At 75.4% G+C, this 19,426-nt stretch carries 18 protein-coding genes; 10 read left to right on the forward strand and 8 right to left on the reverse strand.

Features of this window, described 5'->3' with window-relative positions:
* Nucleotides 1-7 precede the first annotated feature (7 nt).
* Nucleotides 8-3,811, reverse strand: coding sequence for an nSTAND1 domain-containing NTPase (locus BJ982_RS28445; RefSeq protein ID WP_184885071.1), 3,804 nt, complete (start codon nucleotides 3,809-3,811; stop codon nucleotides 8-10).
* 162 nt (nucleotides 3,812-3,973) lie between these two features.
* Nucleotides 3,974-4,882 (reverse strand): hypothetical protein, encoded by a 909-nt coding sequence (locus BJ982_RS28450; RefSeq protein ID WP_184885073.1) that lies wholly within the window; start codon nucleotides 4,880-4,882, stop codon nucleotides 3,974-3,976.
* Between the two features lie 435 nt (nucleotides 4,883-5,317).
* Here BJ982_RS28450 and BJ982_RS28455 point away from each other — a divergent pair, with 435 nt between their 5' ends.
* The 7 genes from BJ982_RS28455 to BJ982_RS28485 all read left to right on the forward strand — a co-directional run bounded on the left by BJ982_RS28455 (nucleotide 5,318) and on the right by BJ982_RS28485 (nucleotide 10,974).
* Complete coding sequence (locus tag BJ982_RS28455) at nucleotides 5,318-5,893, forward strand: sigma-70 family RNA polymerase sigma factor (RefSeq protein ID WP_184885075.1); 576 nt, start codon at nucleotides 5,318-5,320, stop codon at nucleotides 5,891-5,893.
* Nucleotides 5,890-6,594 carry an anti-sigma factor family protein gene (locus BJ982_RS28460; protein ID WP_184885077.1) on the forward strand — a complete coding sequence of 235 codons (705 nt, stop codon included), beginning with the start codon at nucleotides 5,890-5,892 and terminating at the stop codon, nucleotides 6,592-6,594. The genes BJ982_RS28455 and BJ982_RS28460 overlap by 4 nt, the downstream gene beginning before the upstream one ends.
* A 152-nt stretch (nucleotides 6,595-6,746) precedes the next feature.
* Nucleotides 6,747-7,769 (forward strand): CHRD domain-containing protein, encoded by a 1,023-nt coding sequence (locus BJ982_RS28465; protein WP_184885079.1) that lies wholly within the window; start codon nucleotides 6,747-6,749, stop codon nucleotides 7,767-7,769.
* Nucleotides 7,770-8,034: 265 nt separating this feature from the next.
* Nucleotides 8,035-8,388 (forward strand): SPW repeat protein, encoded by a 354-nt coding sequence (locus BJ982_RS28470; RefSeq protein WP_184885081.1) that lies wholly within the window; start codon nucleotides 8,035-8,037, stop codon nucleotides 8,386-8,388.
* Nucleotides 8,337-8,984: a TetR/AcrR family transcriptional regulator gene (locus tag BJ982_RS28475; protein WP_239123008.1), complete on the forward strand. Its 648-nt coding sequence runs from the start codon at nucleotides 8,337-8,339 to the stop codon at nucleotides 8,982-8,984. Before BJ982_RS28470 ends, BJ982_RS28475 begins: the two co-directional genes overlap by 52 nt.
* Before the next feature lie 145 nt (nucleotides 8,985-9,129).
* Complete coding sequence (locus tag BJ982_RS28480) at nucleotides 9,130-9,639, forward strand: lytic polysaccharide monooxygenase auxiliary activity family 9 protein (RefSeq protein WP_184885083.1); 510 nt, start codon at nucleotides 9,130-9,132, stop codon at nucleotides 9,637-9,639.
* Between the two features lie 150 nt (nucleotides 9,640-9,789).
* Nucleotides 9,790-10,974 carry a beta propeller repeat protein gene (locus tag BJ982_RS28485; RefSeq protein WP_239123007.1) on the forward strand — a complete coding sequence of 395 codons (1,185 nt, stop codon included), beginning with the start codon at nucleotides 9,790-9,792 and terminating at the stop codon, nucleotides 10,972-10,974.
* Between the two features lie 36 nt (nucleotides 10,975-11,010).
* Here BJ982_RS28485 and BJ982_RS28490 read toward each other — a convergent pair whose 3' ends face one another.
* Nucleotides 11,011-11,817, reverse strand: coding sequence for an SAM-dependent methyltransferase (locus BJ982_RS28490; RefSeq protein WP_184885086.1), 807 nt, complete (start codon nucleotides 11,815-11,817; stop codon nucleotides 11,011-11,013).
* A 102-nt stretch (nucleotides 11,818-11,919) separates the two neighbouring features.
* Here BJ982_RS28490 and BJ982_RS28495 point away from each other — a divergent pair, with 102 nt between their 5' ends.
* Entirely contained in the window at nucleotides 11,920-13,251 is a 1,332-nt protein-coding gene (locus BJ982_RS28495; protein ID WP_184885088.1) for an MFS transporter, read from the forward strand.
* A gap of 242 nt (nucleotides 13,252-13,493) precedes the next feature.
* Here BJ982_RS28495 and BJ982_RS28500 read toward each other — a convergent pair whose 3' ends face one another.
* Both BJ982_RS28500 and BJ982_RS28505 read right to left on the reverse strand, forming a co-directional pair.
* Nucleotides 13,494-13,721, reverse strand: coding sequence for a hypothetical protein (locus tag BJ982_RS28500; RefSeq protein WP_184885090.1), 228 nt, complete (start codon nucleotides 13,719-13,721; stop codon nucleotides 13,494-13,496).
* Nucleotides 13,722-13,785: 64 nt separating this feature from the next.
* Nucleotides 13,786-14,193, reverse strand: coding sequence for a hypothetical protein (locus BJ982_RS28505; RefSeq protein ID WP_184885092.1), 408 nt, complete (start codon nucleotides 14,191-14,193; stop codon nucleotides 13,786-13,788).
* Nucleotides 14,194-15,115: 922 nt separating this feature from the next.
* Here BJ982_RS28505 and BJ982_RS28510 point away from each other — a divergent pair.
* Entirely contained in the window at nucleotides 15,116-15,289 is a 174-nt protein-coding gene (locus BJ982_RS28510; protein WP_184885094.1) for a hypothetical protein, read from the forward strand.
* A gap of 309 nt (nucleotides 15,290-15,598) precedes the next feature.
* Complete coding sequence (locus tag BJ982_RS28515; RefSeq protein WP_184885096.1) at nucleotides 15,599-16,543, forward strand: exonuclease domain-containing protein; 945 nt, start codon at nucleotides 15,599-15,601, stop codon at nucleotides 16,541-16,543.
* On the opposite strand, the gene BJ982_RS28520 is transcribed toward BJ982_RS28515, so the two are convergent.
* Genes BJ982_RS28520 through BJ982_RS28530 form a run of 3 tightly spaced genes read right to left on the reverse strand, consistent with a single transcriptional unit; the run spans nucleotide 16,521 to nucleotide 19,353 of the window.
* Complete coding sequence (locus BJ982_RS28520) at nucleotides 16,521-17,177, reverse strand: response regulator (protein ID WP_184885098.1); 657 nt, start codon at nucleotides 17,175-17,177, stop codon at nucleotides 16,521-16,523. The genes BJ982_RS28515 and BJ982_RS28520 overlap by 23 nt on opposite strands.
* Complete coding sequence (locus tag BJ982_RS40635; RefSeq protein ID WP_184885100.1) at nucleotides 17,168-18,994, reverse strand: sensor histidine kinase; 1,827 nt, start codon at nucleotides 18,992-18,994, stop codon at nucleotides 17,168-17,170. The genes BJ982_RS28520 and BJ982_RS40635 overlap by 10 nt, the downstream gene beginning before the upstream one ends.
* Nucleotides 18,991-19,353 (reverse strand): response regulator, encoded by a 363-nt coding sequence (locus BJ982_RS28530; protein ID WP_184885102.1) that lies wholly within the window; start codon nucleotides 19,351-19,353, stop codon nucleotides 18,991-18,993. Before BJ982_RS28530 ends, BJ982_RS40635 begins: the two co-directional genes overlap by 4 nt.
* Between the last annotated feature and the right edge of the window lie 73 nt (nucleotides 19,354-19,426).

Consider the following 19,426-nt stretch of genomic DNA (forward strand, 5'->3'; position numbering starts at 1 on the left):
CGGCGTCTCAGGGGCAGGGCGGCCGGTAGGGCAGGCCGGGAAGGTACCGGTCCCACTCGGCGCGGGTGATGCGCGGGCGGGCCAGCTCGCACACCCGGACCGCGACCGCGCCGGTCGCCGTGGGCCACAGCCGCGCCGTGCGGTCCTCGCCGGCGCTGAGCAGCGCGCGCCCGTCGCGGCTGTAGGCCACCGCGTACACGCGGTCGGTGTGCCCGGTGAGCACCACGGCGGGACCCGCGGCGCGCGGGCCCGCCACGTCCCACAGCCGCACGGTCCTGTCCAAGCTCGCGGTGGCGAGGGTGCGGCCGCCGGGCGCGAACGCGGCGGAGGTCACGGCGCCGGTGTGCCCGGTGAGGACGGCCAGCGGGCGGGGGCGGCCAGGGTCGGCCACGTCCCACAGCCGCACGGTCCTGTCCAGGCCGGCGGTGGCCAGCCTGCGCCCGTCCGCGGAGAACGCCACGGCCTGGACGGCGCCGGCGTGCCCCGCGACGGACGACAGCCGCCGGGGACGGCGCGGGTCGGCCACGTCCCACAGGACGGCGCCCGCGGCGAGCGCGGTGGCGAGCACGCGCCCGCCGGGGCGGAAGGCCAGCGCGGGCGTGCCTCCGGCCTGGGCGGGGAGCGCCCCCGCCGGTCCCGGCCTGGCAGGGTCGGCCACGTCCCACAGCCGGACCACGGCGTCGCCGGGCCCCGCCGAGGCCAGCAGGCCGCCGCGCTCGTCGAACGCCACCGCGCGGACGCCGCCGGCGTGGGCGCCCAGAACGGCCGGGGGCGCGTGGCCGTCCACCGGCCACAGGCGCACGGTGCCGTCGGTGCTCCCGGTGGCGAGGTAGGCGCCGCCGGGGTGGAAGGCCACCGCCCTGACCTGGCCGGTGTGGCCGGTCAGCACCCGGCCCGGCACGGGGTGCGCGGGGTCGGAGACGTCCCAGAGCGCGGCGGTGGAGTCCTCGGCCCCGACGGCGGCGGTCCCGCCGTCCGGGGAGAACGCGCCCGCCGAGACCGCGGCGGCGCCCGTGCCCATGACCGGGCCGGGCAGGGCGGTGAGCAGGGCGGTGTGGTCGGAGCTCGCCGAGGCGAGGGTGCGGCCGTCGGGGCTGAAGGCCAGCGACCGCACGGTGTCGGCGTGCGCGCCGAGCGTGGCGACCGGGAGCGGCAGGCCGGGGTCGGAGACGTTCCACACGCGGGTGGTGTGGTCCCGGCCCGCGGTGGCGAGGGTGCGGCCGTCCGGGGCGAAGGTCACCGCCTGCAGCGGCCCGGTGTGCCCGGCCAGGCGGCCGGCGGGCCGGGGGTGGCGCGGGTCGCGCACGTCCCACAGCCGGGCGAGGTGGTCCCGGCCCGCGGTCGCGACCAGGCGCCCGCCGGGGCCGAAGGCCACCGAGGTGACGCCGCCCTCGCCGTGCGGCAGGCGGGCCAGGCGGCGGGGACGGCGCGGGTCGGCCACGTCCCACAGGCCCGCCACGCCGCCCGCGGTGACCAGCACCTTCCCGGCCGGGTCGAACGCGACCGCGCCGACGGGCAGCGGGCCGGCGGGGACGGCGGACAGGCGGCGCGGGGCGCGCGGGTCGGCGACGTCCCATAATCGCACCACGCCGTCGTCGCCTCCCGTGGCCAGCAGGCGGCCCGACGGGTGGAAGGCCAGCCCGGACAGCGGGGCGCGGCCGGTGCCGGCGGTGGCCAGGCGGCGCGGCGCGCGGCGGTCGGAGACGTCCCACAGGCACAGGGTGCCGTCGTGGGCGACGCCGGCCAGCACGCGCCCGTCGCCGCGGAAGCGCAGGGCCGCCACGCCGTCGCTCTGGCCGGGCAGGGCGGCGGTGAGCGCCGGGCGGTGCCGGACGGCGAGGTCCCACAGCCGCACCACGCGGTCGTCGCCGCCCGTGGCGACGACCCGTCCGTCCGGGGTGAAGGCCACGGTGTCGATCTCGTGGTCCAGACGGGTGGTGAACGGGACCGTGAACGCGCCGAGCAGGCCGCCGCGCGCCTCCGCGGTCGGCTCCAGGCGGTACGCGGCCAGGCTGAGCTGCGCGGCCAGCGGAGGGTTCACCGGGCGCAGCGCCACGGCCTGGTCGGCGACCCGCTGCGACAGCGCGACGTCGCGCTGCTCGGTCACGGCCTCCTGCGCGTTCAGGGCGTAGGCGGTCGCGGTGGCCGCGACGACCAGCAGGGCGCTCAGCAGCGCGACGAGTCGCCTCAGCACGCGGGTGCCCCGGCGGACCGCCGCCTCCTCGCGCTCCCGCGCGGCGAGGCTCGCCCGCAGGAAGTCGCGTTCCCTGACGCTCAGCGCGCCGCCGTCCCGGTCCGACCACTCCCGGGCGACGTCCAGCCGCACGCCCCGGTACAGGGCGCCGGGGTCGTGCCCGAGCGACTCCCACGCCTCGGTGGCCTCGGCGAGCAGGTGGTGGGTGCGCAGGCCCTCCCGGTCGTCGGCGAGCCAGTCGCGCAGGCGCGGCCAGGAGTGGATGAGCGCCTCGTGCCCGATCTCGACGCTGTCCTGGTCCACGGTGAGCAGCCGCGCCCGGGTGAGGTGCTCCAGGACCTCCGCGGTGCCCGGGTCGTCGTCCAGGGTGTCGCGGCGCACGCGGCGCTTGGTGTCCTGCGTGCCCTCGCCGAGCGCGGTGAGCCGCAGGAACAGCCGCCTGGCCAGCCGCCTGCCCTCGCGGCCGAGCTGGGTGTAGGCGCGCTCGGCGGTCTTGGCGACCGCGCCGTCCAGCCCGCCCGCCGCCTCGTACCCGGCCAGGGTGAGGGTGGAGCCGCGCCGCCTGCGCCAGGTCTCCAGCAGCGCGTGGGAGACCAGCGGCAGCGCGCCCGGCTGCCCGGCGGCGTCCCCGACGACGCGGGACACGAGCGCGCCCTCGACCATGAGCCCGGCGTGCGCTGCGGGCCGGACGACGGCGTCGCGCAGCTCGTCGGCGGTCATGGGGCCGATGGCGACCTGCGCCTCGCAGAGCACCTCCAGCAGGCGCGGGTGCGTGGTGCAGTGGGCGTAGAAGTCGGCGCGCACGCCCGCCACCACGCGGCAGCGGGTGCCCTCGGCGCGGGCCGCGGTGACGAGCAGGTCGACGAACAGGGCGCGTTCCCGCTCGTCCCGGCAGAGGGTGAAGACCTCCTCGAACTGGTCCACGACGAACAGGACCTCGGCCTCGGGAGGCCGCGTGACCAGGGCCTGGCGCACCAGGCGGTGCAGCGCGCGCGGGTCGCCCCCGGACAGCTCCTCGTGCAGCGCGCCCGGGGTGGCGCCGGTCAGGGACGCGAGCTGGATCGCGCACTCCTCCAGCGGCCGGGCGCCCGGCGTGAACAGCAGCGGCGCGCACGGCCCCCCGGCGGCGCGCACCCGGGCCAGCAGGCCCGCGCGCAGCAGCGACGACTTGCCCGCCCCCGAGGCGCCGACCAGCACGACGACGCGCTGGTCGGCCGAGCGCGCCAGCAGTTCGTCCACCAGGCGGTCGCGCCCGAAGAACCTCGGCGCGTCCTCGGCCTGCAAGGCGGCCAGGCCCACGTACGGCGAGTGCGCCTCCCCCTCGCCCGTCGCCTCGGCCGCGCCGCCCGGCGGCGTGCCCGCGCTGAGCTCGCGCCAGCGTTCCTCCCACTCGCCGGCGTCGCCGCCGCAGGCGCCCACGTAGGCCAGCGTGACCGCCAGCGTGGGCAGCCGCCGCCCCGAGGCGGCCTCCGACAAGGTGGCCGCCGAGTAGTGCGCGCGGCGGGCGAGCTGCCGGTAGGTCGGATCGCCCGCCTTCTTCCGTAACAATCGCAGGTCCGCCGCGAATCGCAGCAGCTCACTGTCCCCCGCGTCCAGCGGACGCTCGCGCCGAGGCATCGGCCTCTCCCCCGTTCCGCACGGCGGCACGACGTCCCGCCGTGATCCGGGCGCGGACCCCCGTCCGCGCGCCCCGGCGCCCACCCTAGACAATTCCCCACGGAAACGATCAGAGGGTGTCAGATGATCTGACACTCGGGAGTGTCGAACGCCGGCCGGGGGTCAGCTCGCGGGGGTCTCCCAGTCCCAGGTGATGCCGAGCACGCCGGCGGCGACGTTCGAGGCGACCAGGTGGACGGCGTGGTGGGGGTTCAGCGTGAGCACGCCGGTGCGGTGCGGCGGGCCGAGCAGCCCGCGCCGCGCGTAGGAGTAGCAGGCGGCCGGCAGGCGCTCGGGGTGGAAGCGCACCTCCAGCAGGTACTGCGACACCATGTAGCGGAAGCCGTGGCCGTACTCGGTGTCCGGCTGGTCGGCGTGGTCCTCGTACTGGTGCTCGAAGACCCAGGTCTCGCCCGCCTGCAGCTTGCTGCCGAACAGGTACTCGGCGACCAGCACCGGCTGGGTGGGGTGCCGTTCGACCCGGGCGAGCGTGCAGTTGTCGATGGGGTTGAGCTGCACGTTCTCGATGACGCTGCCGGGGCCGCCGAAGAACCGCAGGAAGTAGCGGTCGACGCCGTCGCGGCGGGCCCGGATGAGCGTCCGGTTCCACACCTTGCTGGCGGCGCCGTACTTGTTGACGGTCACCTTCTGCTGCTGGCTGAGGATGGTCGCGTCCCGGTCGCGCGAACCGGGCAGCCGGTCGAGCAGCTCGCCGATGGCGCCGCCGCGCTCGTCGTGGACGACCGACTCGTGGTCGAGCAGGTCGCGCAGCGAGGAGGGGGGGAGCCCGAGTATCTGCTCCAGCACCGCGACCACCCGCATCGACCTCTCGGTGCCGGGACGGCGGTTGCCCTGCTGCCAGTCGCTCAGCGTCGACAGCGCGACGGGCACACCGGCCTGGACGATCCTCCGGCGCAGGCGCTCCAGCGTGAGCGAACGCTCCTGGATCGCGACGCGTAGCGCCTGGTGGAAAGGGCCGACGAGCAGCAGGTCGGCGAGATCGCCGTGCTCCTCTCGGGACTCGCGGGTCATGGCGGCACTCCTGGATCACCGAACTTCCTGGACCATGCAATCCGCCGGCGGGCGCATCCGGGCCCTGGCGGTTCCCTCCTTGCTCCCCTTCCGCGCGACCTGCCTGCCTCCCCGCCTTGCCGGGGTCTCACGTGCCGTGCCTTCGGCCGGCTTCCCTGAACCGGCCCGTGCCGTCGAGGACCCGGCGCGCGTGCCCGCGTTCGCGCGGCGGCGGCCACGCGCGACGGTGTCGCGCGGGCTTTCCGCCGGAGCCTGGCCCTCGAAGGTCAACGGTAGCGAAACTAGGCCCCAAAGCGCGAAATTTCGGTACTTGAAGCTCATGAAACAGCCGACGCCCGGGGGCCGTCGGACGGACCGGGCTCGCGCGGCCCGTCGGCGCGCGGGATGATGCCTGGTGGCACGGTCCCCCGACGGCCGACCCCGGGAGCAGAGTCCATGACGGACGCCTTCCACGGCCCACGGGGACGGCGGAGCCTGTTCCGCCGTCCCCGCCCGCCGAAGGAACCCGACGACGAGCTGATCGTCTCCGAGCTGTACCGCGAGTACCACCGGCCGTTGCTGGCCTTCGCGGCCCGGCTCACCGGAGGAGACCTCCAGTGGGCCGAGGACGTCGTCCAGGAGACCATGATCCGGGCCTGGCGCAGCGCCGGCGAGCTGCGGCCGGAGGCCGCCTCCCTGATGCCGTGGCTGGCCACGGTGGCGCGGCGCGTCGTCATCGACGACGTGCGCCGCCGGGACGCCCGGCCCCAGGAGGCGGGTGACGTGCCGCTCGGGCACGCCCTCGTCCCCGACCTCACCGACGACCTGCTGCGCCAGGTGGTGGTGGAGGACGCGCTGCGGTCCCTGTCCCGCGCGCACCGCGAGATCCTGAACGAGACGATCCTGCGGGACCGGTCGGTGAACGAGGCCGCGTCGGTGCTGGGCATCCCGCTCGGGACGGTGAAGTCCCGGGTGTACTACGCCCTGCGCGCGCTGCGCGTGGCCCTGGAGGAAAGGGGCGTGACCGCGTGACCGCCGAACACACCGACGTGGGGGCCTACGCCCTGGGCCTGCTGGAGGAGCCGGACCGCCTGGCCTTCGCCGCGCACCTGACGGGCTGCGCCGCGTGCCGGGCCGAGCTGGCCGAGCTGTCCGGACCGGCGGGCGCGCTCGCCGGCGTCCCTCCCCTGGAGGACGACGGCGACGACCACGCCCCCGAGCGGCTGCTCCGGCTCGTGCGGCGCGACCGGGCCGCGGGCCGGCGCGCCGGGCTCACCCGGTACGCCGGGGGCCTGGCCGCCGCGGCGGCGCTGGTCCTCGGCGGGGTCGCGGCCGGCGCGACCGTCGCCGGCGGGCCGTCCTTCGGGCCCGGCCACTCCCCGCACGGTCCCGCCGAGGCGTACTACAAGGCGGGCGTCCCCATCCCGGGACGGCCCGGCGGCGTCCCCGGCGTGTCGGGCGGCCTGGTGCTGGAGGGCAAGGACTGGGGCACGCACGTGGCCCTGGAACTGCGCGGCCTGAAGGGCCCCTTGGAATGCACGCTGGTCGCCGTCACCGGGAAAGGCGAAAGGCGCGTCGTCACCGGGTGGGCGGTCCCGGAAAAGGGATACGGAATTCCGGGCTCGCCGGAACCGCTTTATGTGCATGGCGGGAGCGCGGTGCCGCCCGACCGGATCGACCGTTTCGAAGTGACCGCCTCCACCGGGGCGACACTTCTCACGGTAAATGTCTGACCTGGCAGCTTAACCGTTCCCGCCGCGTGGGTTCCAGGCCGTGTTCTGTGGAGTTTTACCGGTCCGCGAATTGAACCTCTTTCACACCCGGCCCCGTACTAAGGCCGGATACACCGGACAGCACCTTCGACGCGGAAAACAAGAGGTTCATCATGGCCAAGCGCACCCTCACCCTTCCCTTCACCGGTCTCGCCGCCGCGGCTCTCCTCGCCACCGCCCTCGCGCCGGCCGCGAACGCCGCCGCGCACGACCCCTCCCACGGTCCCTCGCACGGGGCCTCGCACGCCGGTCACGGCGCCGCACCGGCCTCCGCCGATGGCGCCGCGCAGACGTCCACGTCGGCCGGGACCACCCCCGTGTATTTCGCCGCGCGGCTCAGCGGCCGGGAGGAGGTGCCCGTCAGGGGCGGCCCGGCCGTGGGCGACAAGGACGGCGGCGCCTACGCCGTCGTGCGCATCAGCGGCGACCGGGTCTCCTACGCCGTGCGGTGGAAGGGCATCGAGGTCCCGACGGCGTTCCACATCCATCAGGGCAAGGCCGGGACCAACGGCGACGTGAAGATCGGCTTCTTCGCCGAGGCGCTGCCCGGCAGTGCGAGCGCCGTGGCGGGACGGCTCACGGTCGGCGACCGCGGCCTGCTCGCCAGGATCACGAAGAACCCGGGCAACTGGTACCTCAACCTGCACACCGGAGAGTTCCCCGGCGGCGCCGTGCGCGCCCAGCTCCACCGGCTGCCCCGCGGCGCCGACCTGGCCGCGCTGCTGGCCGACGGCACGCGCGCCTCCTTCGGCGTCCGCGCCGACGGCAGGCAGGAGGTGCCCGCTCCCCCGAAGAGGACCGGCGACCGCGACGGGCGCGCCGAGTGGTTGTTCGGCCTCCGCGGGTCGAAGATCTACTACGCCACGGTCTGGGACCGCGTCGACCCGGTGACCAACGGCCATGTTCACCGCGGCAAGAAGGGCCGCAACGGCGAGGTGGTGGCCGACCTGTTCGCCGACGCCGACGGGCTGCCCGCGTCCGTCTACGGCATCGCCGGCGCCGCGCCCGTCAAGGCCGAGATCGCCGATGGCATCAGGAGGAACCCGAAGAACTGGTACGCCAACCTGCACACGACCGTGTTCGACGGCGGCGCCGTCCGCGGCCAGCTTCTCAGGACCCGCCACGGCTCCTGGTAACCCCGGCCGGGAGCCTTCCCCCGCCCCGCCGGCCCGGACCACCCCGGGCCGGCGGGGCCTTCGAGCGGCGCCCGCCGTACCGGCCGTGACCCGGTGCGGCGGGCGCCTTGGCTTCCGGCGGATTTCGCTCTCGCCGGGCGGCCCCGGCACCGCCAAGGATCCACCCCGCACAGTGAGCAGTTCGTAACGTTCGCGAACATTGACCGGTCGGTCAATCAGGGTGACGGTCGAAGGCACGACACCTATCTCTTCGCCGGAGGCACGGATGGACCTCTCCAAATCCTGGGCCGACGTCGTCGCGTTCCTCGCGGGCGCGGCGGCGGTCCTCGCGCCGTTCCTGTGGGCGGACGGCACCCGCGCGGCCGCCCAGCCGCTGCTGCTGGTCGGCGGCCTTCTGCTCATCTCCGCGCTCTGGTCGCTGCTCGGCGCGGGCGGCGCCAGCTCCTGGGTGACGGCGGCGTTCGGGGCGCTGCTGTTCCTGTCCCCCTTCGCGTTCGGCTTCGACGGCGACGGCGCCGCCGCGTGGACGGCGTGGATCGCCGGGGGCGTGACGGTTATCGTCGGGCTGTGGACGGCCCTTCAGACCCGCACCGGCACCCGGGCGCCGACGCACGCGTGATCGATCCGTGGTCCCGGGCCGCCCGGCGGCGGTCCGGGGCCGGCGAGGCATGGCCGGACGCCCGCACCCGCATCCTGGACGCCGCGGAGGAGCTGTTCGCCGGCGGCGGCTACGACGCCACCGCCACCGCCCAGATCGCCAGACGGGCCGAGGTGCCCAAGGGGCTCGTCTTCCACTACTTCCCCCGCAAGATCGACGTGCTCGTCACGCTCGTCGGGGAGCGCACGCGCGTCGACGACATGGGCGACGAGCCCGTCGAGGAGGTCCCCGGCGACCCGGCGGGCGCGCTCGCCCGCCTGGCCCGCCGCGTGCCGCTGCGCGCGTCCCCGGCGATGCGCCGCATCCTGTTCCGCGAGGCCGACACCCACGGCTCGGTGCGCGAACGGCTGCGCAACCTGAACGCCGAGATCATCCGCCGCGCGAGCTTCGTCCTGGAGCTGACCCTGCCCGGCGGGCGCGGCGACGCGGCGCGCCTGGAGGCCGCCGCTGCCACCTTCGCCGCCGTGCTGCTTTACCAGGAGAGCCTGTGCACGCTGACAGGCCACCACATCGACCCTGACGTGGTGGCCGATCTGATCGTCAAAGCTCTCACCTGAGATCGGCGGATCGTTCCATTTCACGGGCTGTACGGCCCTGTCCTGGGGTTCCTGACACACGGGTAAAAATTCTGTCATCAATGCATTTACCGTTAGGAAAGTTTCCTACAAAATAGGAGCACCCCCAGCACAGAAGGAGCATCACATGCGAAGAATGATCACGCTGTCCGCCGCCGCCGTGATGGCCATCGGTGCCACGGTGTTCGTGGCCTCCCCCGCCAACGCCCACGGCTATATCTCCTCGCCGCCGAGCCGGCAGGCCAACTGCGCCCGCGGCGCCGTCTCCAACTGCGGCGACATCGTCTGGGAGCCGCAGAGCGTCGAGGGCCCGAAGGGCCTGCGCAACTGCCACGGCAACGTCGGCAGGTTCGCCCAGCTCAGCGACGAGAGCAAGGCGTGGCCCGCCGCCCGCGTGGGCAGGACGGTCACCTTCACCTGGACGCTCACCGCCCGGCACCGGACCAGCACCTGGGACTACTACGTCGGCGGCACCCGCGTCGCGTCGATCAACGACGCCGGCAGGCAGCCCGGCTCCACCGTGTCCCACACGGTGAACCTCGGCAACGTCACCGGCCGGACCAAGGTGCTGGCGGTCTGGAACGTCTACGACACCGCGAACGCCTTCTACAACTGCGTGGACCTTCAGGTCGGCTGACCATCCCGGAGGGCCGGACGCCCGGCGCCGCCGCCGCCACGGCGGGGCCGGGCACGCGTCCGGACCCAGTGGTCCCGCCGCGGGCGCGCCGACGTCCGCGTCCGCGGCGGGACCGTGGACGGATCCGATCCCGTTCGCTACGTTCCCCCCATGCCCCCCAAAAAGTGGCGAACCGGCCTCGGCCTCGCGGCGGCCGTCGCGATCCTGGCGGCCACGGCCCCGGCGCACGCCGAGACGGAACCCTCCGGCCCCGCCCGCGACCTTCCCTCCGCCCTGGACTCCGGCCCCGCCCCCGGCCTCCCGTCCGCCTCGGACGCCGCTCCCGCCGGCGCGCCCGGCGTGGACGAGTTCGCGCGCCGCCTCACCTGGCGGCTCACCCCGACCGGCAGCACCGCGCGCCTGCGCGGGCTGTCGCCCGTGAACGGGCGGGTCGCGTGGGCGTCCGGCTCGCTCGGCACCGTGCTGCGCACCGGCGACGGCGGCGGGCACTGGACGGCGTCCGGCCCGCCCGGCACCGCCGACCTGGAGTTCCGGGACATCGAGGCCTTCGACGCGCGCACCGCCGTGGTGCTGTCCATCGGCGAGGGCGAGGCGTCCCGCGTCTACCGCACCGAGGACGGCGGGCGCACCTGGGCCGAGACCTTCCGCAACGACGAGCCGCGCGCCTTCTACGACTGCATGGCCTTCTTCGACCGCAGGCACGGCCTCGCCATGAGCGACCCCGTCGACGGCAGGTTCCGCGTCCTGTCCACCGACGACGGCGGGCGGAGCTGGCGCGTGCTGTCCGCGGGCATGCCGGAGGCGCTTCCCGGCGAGGCCGGGTTCGCCGCGAGTGGCCAGTGCCTGGTGACGGCCGGCGACCGGGACGTGTGGCTGGCCTCGGGCGGCGGGGCGCGCTCGCGCGTCTTCCACTCGCGCGACCGGGGCCGCACCTGGAAGGTGTCCGACACCCCGATCCCCGCGGGCGACCCGGCGCGCGGCGTGTTCGCGCTGGCGTTCCGCGACCCGAGGCACGGCATCGCGGTGGGCGGGGACTACCGCGCCGGCCAGGCGTCGCCGAGCGCCGCCGCGGTGACCGAGGACGGCGGCGCCACCTGGAGGCCGGCCGCCGAGCCTCCCGCGGCCTACCGCTCGGGGGTGACCTGGCTCCCCTGGGCCCCGTTCGCCGCCGTCGCGGTCGGGCCGGCCGGCAGCGACGTGACGCTCTCCGCCGGGGCGCGGTGGCGCGCCTTCGACGGCGGGTCCTTCGACACCGTCGCGTGCACCCCGGACCTGAGCTGCTGGGCGTCCGGCGAGCAGGGCCGCGTCGCCCGCCTGGCGTTCGGCGGGCGGTGACCCGGCGACCGGCGGGCCACGCGCCCGCCGGTCCCGCTATCCGACCCGGCCGACCCCGCACAGGAAGTAGGCGCCGATCCTGTCCAGCTCGGGGGCGACCACGGGGCTGTCGGAGCGCCACTGGTGCAGGTTCACGATGCCCGGCTCGACCAGTTCCAGCCCGTCGAAGAACGGCTCGATCTCGCGCGACATCCGCGCCACGAACGGGGCGGAGGCGCCGCTGTAGACGCGCTCGACGCCCGGGGCGGCCTGGGGGCGCTCGTCCACGGCCACGTGCGAGATGGCCATGTAGCTGCCGGGCGGGAGCGCGCCGCGGATCTTGGCGATGACGCCGGCCGGGTCCTCGGAGTCCCTGATGAAGTGGACGATCGCCAGCAGGAGCACGGCGACGGGTTCGCCGAGGTCCAGGTGGCGGCGCAGCGCCGGGTCGGCGAGGATCTCGTCCGGGCGCCGCAGGTCGCCCTCGACGACCAGCACCTGCGGGCTGTCCTGCAGCAGCGCGCGGGCGTGCACGAGCACCTGCGGGTCGTTGTCGACGTAGACGGTGCGGGAGCCGGGGGCGTGCTCGGCGGCCACCTGGTGGACGTTGCGCTGGGTGGGGAGCCCGGCGCCGATGTCGAGGAACTGCCGGATGCCCTGCTCGGCGAGGAACCGTACCGCGCGGATGAGAAAGGCGCGATTTTCGCGGATACCTATGGGGATTTCCGGTACGAACTTGAGCACCTTGTCCGCCGCGTCGCGGTCGGCGGGCAAATTGTCCTTACCACCCAGAAAGTAGTCGTACATGCGCGCCGCGTTCGGAGTGTTGGGGTCGAAACCCGGGCCGAACGAGGACGGGTTCATCGAAGTCCCCCACTGATCCGCTTCACACCGGCGATCTTAACAAGTACCGACGAATATGAGCATATGTAGAAAAAACCCCAGTCCCGGTGCCATGATCCTCTCATGGCCGCAGCCTCCCCACGCCGTGTGCTGGGCGCGCAGTTAGCCGACGGCATCACCAAGGGCAACATGTGGGCGCTGCTGTCCCTGGCCACGGCCGGCACCGCCGTGATCTCCTTCCTGCCCGCGGCGCAGCCGCACGTGCTGACGACGATCCTCGGCGTGCCGGAGTCCTCGCAGGGCACCACGGTCGGCCTGCTCGGGTTCGCCGCCGAGCTGGCGATGGTGCTCAGCCTGGCCTGGTACGGCGCGCTCGCCGACCGGTTCGGGCGCAGGCTGGTCGTGGTCGCCGGGCTGCTGCTGTGCGCGGCCGGCGCGGCGCTGTTCCCCTTCGCCGCGAACACGGCCGTCCTGGTCGCGCTGCGCGTGGTCTTCGGCCTCGGCGTCGCGGCGCTGAACACCATGCTCTCCACCATCGCCATCGACTACGTGCGCACCCGCTCGCGCGGCAAGTCCTACGGGCTGATCGGCGTGTTCGGCGGCCTCGGCGCGGTGCTCGCCGTGCTGGCGCTGGTCCGGCTGCCGCGCGCGCTGGAGGCGGCCGGGCTCACGCCGGTCGCCGCCACCCGGCTGGCGTTCCTGCTCATCGCCGCGGGCGTGCTGGCCACCGCCGGGCTGCTGTGGCTCACACTGTCCCCCGTCAGGGTGAGCGACACCGCCGCGCGCGTCCCGCTGCCGCGCCTGGTGCGCGAGGGGGTGGCGCTGGCCCGCGACCCCGGCGTGGCGCTGTCGTACGCCGCGTCGTTCGTCGCGCGGGCGGACCTGGCCATCGTCGTCGGCTTCATGACGCTGTGGATCGCCGACCACGCCACCTCCGCGCGCGGGATGTCCAGCGCGGAGGCGCTGGCCAGGGCCGGGGCCGTGGTGGGCGTCTCACAGACGGTCGCGCTGCTGTGCGCGCCGCTGTTCGGCTGGCTCGGCGACCGGATGCGCCGTCAGGACCTGGTCGTCCTCGCCCAGGCGTTCGCCGCCGCGGCGTACCTGTCGACGCTGCTGGTGGAGGACCCGCTCGGCGGCGGCATGATGGCCGTCGCGGTGCTCGTCGGCGTGGGAGAGATCGCCGTGATCACCACCGCGGGCCCGCTGCTGGCCCAGCAGGCGCCCGCCGCGGTGCGCGGGTCGGCGTTCGGCGTCCACACGCTCTGCGGCGCCGCGGGCATCATGGTCATCTCGGCGCTGGGCGGGTGGCTGTACGACACGTGGCGGCCGGCCGGGCCGTTCGTGGTCTCCGGCGTCGCGGGGCTGCTGGTGACGGCCTTCGGCCTGGCGGTGCGGCGCGCGGTCAGGCCGCGCGGCGAGGCGGACCAGGCGCGCGAGGCGATGCCCACCGGGTAGCCCGACGGTGCCGACGGCCGGCACGGACGGGCGGCGCTGACGGCCCGGGGGGACGGCCAGAACGCGGCTTGTAAGACGGCCGGAGTCCGGCGGGCGGGACTCCGGCGGCACGGCCGGCGTGCCGGTGCTCCGCCGCACCAACGGGCACCGGCACGCCGGGATCACCCGGCTCCCGTCACGCGGACGCCGAGTCGTGGCACGGGCCTGCGGGGCTCACACCGGGGCGGCCCCGGCCCGTGGCGTCAGGGCCACCAGGCGAGCCCGAGGAGGAACGACCTCCCGGACCCGCGCCCTTCCTGGCCGGCGTCGGGCGCGTCCGGGTCCGGCGCGCCCAGGGCGTCGCCGGGCGGCGTGGTGGCGGCGCCGCTCGCGTGCGTCTCCATGTCCGTCACGTCGTCCTTCCCGTCGTCGGTGGCTTCCCTGTCGGTGCGCCGGTCATCGGCGGTGTGTCCGGCGTCTGTCTCTCGCATTCCTCGGTGACCTTCTATGGCGATGGCCGCGCCTCCGCCCGCCGTACGGCGACTGCGGCGTCCGTCATCGGGAGTCGTCCGGCTCGAACAGGGCGACGAGCCAGCCGAGCCACACGCGCTCGTTGTCCGCCGGGTCGACGCTGTCGGAGAAGATGTGGTGGCCGATCACGACCGTGGACTTGGAGCCTTCGATGAACCGGTAGAGCCCGTCGCCGGTGCGCACGCCGAGGAAGTGGGGGGCCACGTAGTCGGCGACGCCTTCGATCGGGTCGAGGCCCTCGGGCGCCAGGCGCACCCGGTCGCCCCTGACCACCGGTCCGTTGAGCCCGAGGCCGCGCTCCAGCACGCTCCAGAGGGGCTCATCCCGGATGCGCCGCGCGGGTGGCGTGTAGACCACGAGCGCGAACCGCCCGGGGAAGCGGGTGAGGTACTGGTCGAGGGTGTGCAGATACATGTCCCAGCCTCTGCTCACCACCGTTACCCCGTCCGCTCGGCACCGCGGGTTCTGGTGGTGGGTCGGCCGGGGAACGTCCCGCCGTGGGCTGGTCGGCCGGGCGGCCCCGGCCTGCCGGTGCGTCCGGTGAAGATCCCCTCTCGCGCGGGATCGGCCCGCTGCTCGGACCCCTCGCCTGACGCGAACGGGTGGGTCATCTCGCACCTCCTTGGTCGCGATCTCGGATGCCGCGGTTGTCGCGCGACGGCCGGAAAGCCGGAGTCCGCCGAGGCCGGGACACACGACCGGGCGAAGCCCGGCAGTCGGAAGCACCCGCGGCCCTGGCCCGTCCTCGACGTGCGCGCGCCTTCCCGAAGCGGTGCCACTCGGCACTCCCGTGTAACACTCTGCGGGAAGCGCCGCCCCGGGACCATGCGGATCGGTGGCAGCAAGTTGCAGGAGCCTGGCAACTTCCTGCCATCCGGGGGCCGGGCGCCCGCGTCCCGTGGGGACGGCTCGCGCGGTCCCCGTCGCAGGCCGGGGTCGAGACACCTCACGCCCTCCGGTTCCGTCCGAGATACGCCCTACCCCGTCCGCCCCGTCCAAACGGGCGACCGGAGGCGCCGGATCGCTCCCGCCACCTTCCCGCACGGCGACATCCGTGCTCAAGCGAGCACGGGACGACGGTCCATTTAACGTAAAGTCGCGGAACCCGAACGGCGCCGCGGGCCCCGGCGCGGCCGTCCCCCGGCCGGCGAGGCGAAAGACGCGGCGCGCTTTCTCCGGGGCGGAAACGCGTGTCCGGCGCGCGGGCCGGACGCCCGGTGACCGCGGCCATAGCGTCCCGGAAGCGCGCGGATAGGGGTCGGATAGCGGCCGCGAATACTTTGGCGATGCGAGCAGGGAAGCGGCAGGACGCGAAGCCGCGCAGACGAGGGGGACCGCTGCAATGAGGGATCACGTGAGAAGACTCACCACCCGGCTCATCGTCATCGCCGTCGTCGCCACCGGGGGGTTCGTGACGGCCGGCGCCATGACCTCGGCCCACGCCGCGTCGCACGTCGTGCGGATCGCCGACCACGCTCACGCGAGTTCGCCGCACACGGTGTGGCGGGGCAACACGCCCTGGGGCTGAGCCCCTTCGCGGCGGGGCCGGCGCGGACACGGACGCGGCGGTGGTCACGGGACCGCCGCCGCGTCCGCCTTTTTTTCGCGCCGATTCCCATTCCCGCGCGCTTTCCGGCGCGCCGGGACATGATGTGGGAATGATGCGGCACCCCGCCGTCCGGCCCACGTCGTTTCCCGCGTCCTTCCCCCGGAATCGAACCGGCGAACGGCCCGCCCGGCGCCCGGTGACGAGCCGGTCACGGTCCCCCGTTTCCGTGATCATCGGCCGCGCGCCGGGTGAGATCATCGGATGAGGCGGCGACCGAAAGGCGATCCGATGGCGCACGACCTCGCGGATCCCGCGAGCTCTTCCGAGGCGGCGGACCCGCCCGGTTACGCGGTGGTCGACCTGGAGACGACCGGCCTGCGGTCCTCGTGGCACGACCGCGTGATAGAGATCGGCGTCGTCCACCTGAGCCCGGCCGGCGAGGTCACCGGCGAGTGGAGCACGCTGGTGAACCCCGGCCGCGACCTCGGGCCCCAGCACGTCCACGGCGTCCGCGCCGCCGACGTCCGCCTCGCCCCCGCCTTCGGGCAGGTCGCCCGCCGGCTCGCCGGGCTGCTGCGCGGGCGTGTCCTGGCCGCGCACAACCTGCCCTTCGAGGTCGGCTTCCTGGCCCGCGAGTTCGAGCGGCTCGGCGTCCGCGCGCCGCTGCGCACCGAGCTCGGCGTCTGCACGATGGCCGAGGCCGCGCGGTTCCTCCCGTACGGCGGGCGGGGGCTGGCCCGGTGCTGCGCGCTGGCGGGCGTGCCGCTGCAGGACCACCACGACGCGCTCGCCGACGCCCGCGCCGCCGCGGGGCTGCTGCGCCACTACATCCGATTATCCGGCGGGTGGCGGGAGCGGCTGGAGGCCGCCGCCGCCACCGTCTGGCCCGCGCCGTCCGGCCCCGACCTGCCGTGGGTGCGGCGTGGCGCGGCCGGTCCCCGCACCCGGCCCGCGGGACCGGAGCTGCGGCTGAGGCCGGGAGACCTGGTGGCGTTCACCGGGGACCTGCCCGGCGGCCGGGAGGGCTGGGAGGCGCGCGCCGAGCGGGCCGGGTACACCGTGCACCCGCGCGTGACCCGGCGGGTGCGCGTGCTGGTGGCCGCCGACCCCGACACTCTCTCGCGCAAGGCCGGCACGGCGCGCGCGTACGGCGTCCCCATCCTCACCCCGCCGGAGTTCGCCGGCCTGATTCCCCCCGACGTCCCGGTCCTCACGCCTCGACGCGGCCGGTGAGGTAGGCCAGGACGGCGTTGACGCGCCGGTTGCTCGCCGGGGCGTCGGCGATGCCGAGCTTGCGGAACACGTTGTGCGTGTGGGTGCCGACGGTCGTGACCGACAGGGTGAGCCGGTCGGCGATGCCCCGGTCGGACAGGCCCTGCGCCATGAGCGCCAGCACGTCGCGCTCGCGCCCGGTGAGGCGGGCCAGGGCGTCGTGCTCCCGGCGCGGCGCGAGCAGGTGGGCCACGACGTCGGGGTCCACGGCGGTGCCGCCGGCGTGCAGGCGGCGCAGCACCTCGTCCAGCATGGCGGCGTCGAGCAGGCGCTCCTTGAGCAGGTATCCCAGCCGGGCGGCGCCGTTCTCCAGCAGCGCGGCGGCGTAGGAGTTCTCCAGGTAGTGGGACAGGATGAGCACCGCCACCCGCGGGTGCCTGCGGCGGATCGCGGCGGCCAGGCGCAGCCCCTCGTCGGTGAAGGTCGGGGGGAGGCGGATGTCCAGCACGACCGCGTCGGGGCCGTGCCGGGCCACCAGGCCGAGCACCTGCTCGGCGCGGGTCGCCGTGGCGACGACCTGGTGGCCGAGCCCGCCCAGCAGGCGGTTCAGCCCCTCCCTGACCAGCAGCGAGTCCTCGGCGATGATCAGGCGCATGACGGGTCCACGGTGAGCTCCACGGTGAGCACGGTGCCTTCCCCTGGCGGGCTGTGAAGGGTGAACACGCCGTCCACGGCGGCGACCCGGTCGGCGAGCCCGGCGAGGCCGGAGCCGGGGCGGGGGGCCGCGCCGCCCGCCCCGTCGTCGGACACCGAGACGACCAGCCTGCCGTCCGCGGCCGAGGCGGCGACCTCCACGCGGCGGGCCGCCGCGTGCCGCAGCGCGTTGGTCAGCGCCTCGGCGGCGACGAAGTAGGCCGTGGCCTCCACCGCCTCGGGCAGGCGGGGCAGCTCCCCCGCCCGCAGGCTCACCGAGGGCCCGGCGCGGAGGACGAGCTGGCGCAGCGCGGCGCGCAGCCCCTGGATGGTGAGCACGGCGGGGTGGATGCCGCGTGCCAGCTCGCGCAGCTCGCGCGTCGCCGCGTGCAGTTCCTCCTCGGCCTCGCGCAGCAGCTCCAGCGTCTCGGCGGTCGCCTCGCCCAGGCTCTGGCGCAGCAGGTTGAGGGCGAGGCCGACGGCGAGCATGCGCTGCTGGGCGCCGTCGTGCAGGTCGCGTTCGAGCCGGCGCCGCGCCTCGTCGCCCGCGGCCACGATGCGGGCGCGCGAGGCGCGGACCTCGGCGAGCCGCGCCCGCACCGCGGCCTGCAGCCGGGCGTTCTCCAGGGCGAGGCGCGCGGTGGCGCTGACGGCCTCCAGCAGCGCGGGCTCGGTGCGCAGGCTCGGGTCGTGGACGAGCACGGCGACCGGGGCGCGGGGGTCGCCGACGACGGTGAACCGGCGCGGGTCCAGCTGCACGGGCACCTCCAGCGGCGCCCCGGAGGCGTCGACGTACCCGCCGGGCACCGGGAAGGCGACCCGCAGGTGGGGGTCGCCGAGCGCCTCCGCCAGCGCGGGCCCGAGCCGCTCCGCGGGCATGGCGGCGATCTCCCGGACCAGGTCGGAGACCCGCGCCTCGTCCAGCCGCTCGCGCAGCAGGCCGAGGAAGAACGAGGCGGGCACCGCGACGAGCGCGGCGAACTGGGCGAGCGCCAGGGTGGAGTCGCCCTCGGAGGACCAGTCGCCCGGCGCCCGGGCGGCCAGCAGGCCGACCGCCGCCCACAGCAGCGCGGTGGCGACCATCGCCGTTGCGGGAAAGGCCAGCAGGCGCCGCTCCCTGGTCCCGGCGCGGACCGCGCGCCGTACGATGACGCCACCGCCGACCAGCACGAACACCGCGGTCCCGAGCGAGACGCCCCGGGCCGCGGCCTCGGCGAGGCCGGGCGCGTCGAGCAGCGGCATGGGCGCGCACACGTCGCGGCAGCCCCGCACCGGCACGGCGGGCCCGGCCAGGAGCAGCGTCAGGGCGGTGAGCCCGCCGAAGGCGTAGCCGGCGCGCATGACGACCCGTCCCATGCGGTCGCGGATGACGCCGGAGGGGTAGGCGAGGAAGACGTGCGCGCCGAGCGGGAGCTGGAGCGCCGTGAGCAGCAGCGCGACGGTGACGAGGACGCGCATCCCGGCGCCGCCGGCCTCCAGCGCGAACGCGGCGGGCGCGTCGGCCGCGAGCAGCACGCCGAGCAGGGCCATCAGCACGCCCATGGGCGTGCCGGGGCGCACCCGCTCGACCAGGAAGCCCGCGGCCAGCCACACCAGGATCTGGGTGACCTCTTTGACGTAGAAGAGCGGTTCGGCCGCGCCCCAGCGGGTGGCGAACCAGACGTCCAGGGCGGTGAGGGCGAGCCCGGCCAGGACCAGGGCGCCGTGCCGGCGCCGGGTGCCCTCCGTTCCCGCGGGCGGCGGGGCGACGGCGGCCGGGGAAGGGAGGGGCGTGGTCACGGGCGTAACCCGGCCAGCTCGGCGAGGCGCTGGGCGGTCAGCTCGTCCTTGGGCAGGAAGCCGCGCACGTTCGGGGCGCCCGCCTCGGCCCCGAGCTCCAGGGGCGAGTGGCTGGAGATCAGCACGACCGCCGGGGGGTCGGGCAGCTCGGCGAGCATCGCGGCCACGGCGAACCCGTCGATGTCGGGCAGCAGGACGTCGAGGACCACGACCTCGGGGCGCAGTTCGGCGGCCAGGGCCACGGCCTGCCGCCCGTCGGCGGCCTCCCCTATCACGCGGAGCCCGCCGGCCTCCAGGAGCCGCCGCGCCATGCGGCGGAATCCCGGGTGGTCGTCCACCAGGAGAATGCCCTCGTCCATCGCCTCATGATGACATTCCACGAGGACGCGGAGATCTTCGCCGGGCGTTCCCCCACGGTTCTCAAGGTTTTCC

The sequence above is a fragment of the Sphaerisporangium siamense genome, from assembly GCF_014205275.1.
In the GTDB taxonomy this organism is placed as follows: Bacteria; Actinomycetota; Actinomycetes; order Streptosporangiales; family Streptosporangiaceae; genus Sphaerisporangium; species Sphaerisporangium siamense.

Bases quoted from the DNA above. Each gene is read 5' to 3' on its own strand.
- BJ982_RS28495 (WP_184885088.1), top strand. From the start codon at position 11,920: ATGGCCGCAGCCTCCCCACGCCGTGTGCTGGGCGCGCAGTTAGCCGAC.
- BJ982_RS28500 (WP_184885090.1), bottom strand. From the start codon at position 13,721: ATGCGAGAGACAGACGCCGGACACACCGCCGATGACCGGCGCACCGAC.
- BJ982_RS28455 (WP_184885075.1), top strand. From the start codon at position 5,318: ATGACGGACGCCTTCCACGGCCCACGGGGACGGCGGAGCCTGTTCCGC.
- BJ982_RS28470 (WP_184885081.1), top strand. From the start codon at position 8,035: ATGGACCTCTCCAAATCCTGGGCCGACGTCGTCGCGTTCCTCGCGGGC.
- BJ982_RS28530 (WP_184885102.1), bottom strand. From the start codon at position 19,353: ATGGACGAGGGCATTCTCCTGGTGGACGACCACCCGGGATTCCGCCGC.
- BJ982_RS28485 (WP_239123007.1), top strand. From the start codon at position 9,790: ATGCCCCCCAAAAAGTGGCGAACCGGCCTCGGCCTCGCGGCGGCCGTC.
- BJ982_RS28490 (WP_184885086.1), bottom strand. From the start codon at position 11,817: ATGAACCCGTCCTCGTTCGGCCCGGGTTTCGACCCCAACACTCCGAAC.
- BJ982_RS28445 (WP_184885071.1), bottom strand. From the start codon at position 3,811: ATGCCTCGGCGCGAGCGTCCGCTGGACGCGGGGGACAGTGAGCTGCTG.
- BJ982_RS28520 (WP_184885098.1), bottom strand. From the start codon at position 17,177: ATGCGCCTGATCATCGCCGAGGACTCGCTGCTGGTCAGGGAGGGGCTG.
- BJ982_RS28480 (WP_184885083.1), top strand. From the start codon at position 9,130: ATGCGAAGAATGATCACGCTGTCCGCCGCCGCCGTGATGGCCATCGGT.
- BJ982_RS28465 (WP_184885079.1), top strand. From the start codon at position 6,747: ATGGCCAAGCGCACCCTCACCCTTCCCTTCACCGGTCTCGCCGCCGCG.
- BJ982_RS28515 (WP_184885096.1), top strand. From the start codon at position 15,599: ATGGCGCACGACCTCGCGGATCCCGCGAGCTCTTCCGAGGCGGCGGAC.
- BJ982_RS28450 (WP_184885073.1), bottom strand. From the start codon at position 4,882: ATGACCCGCGAGTCCCGAGAGGAGCACGGCGATCTCGCCGACCTGCTG.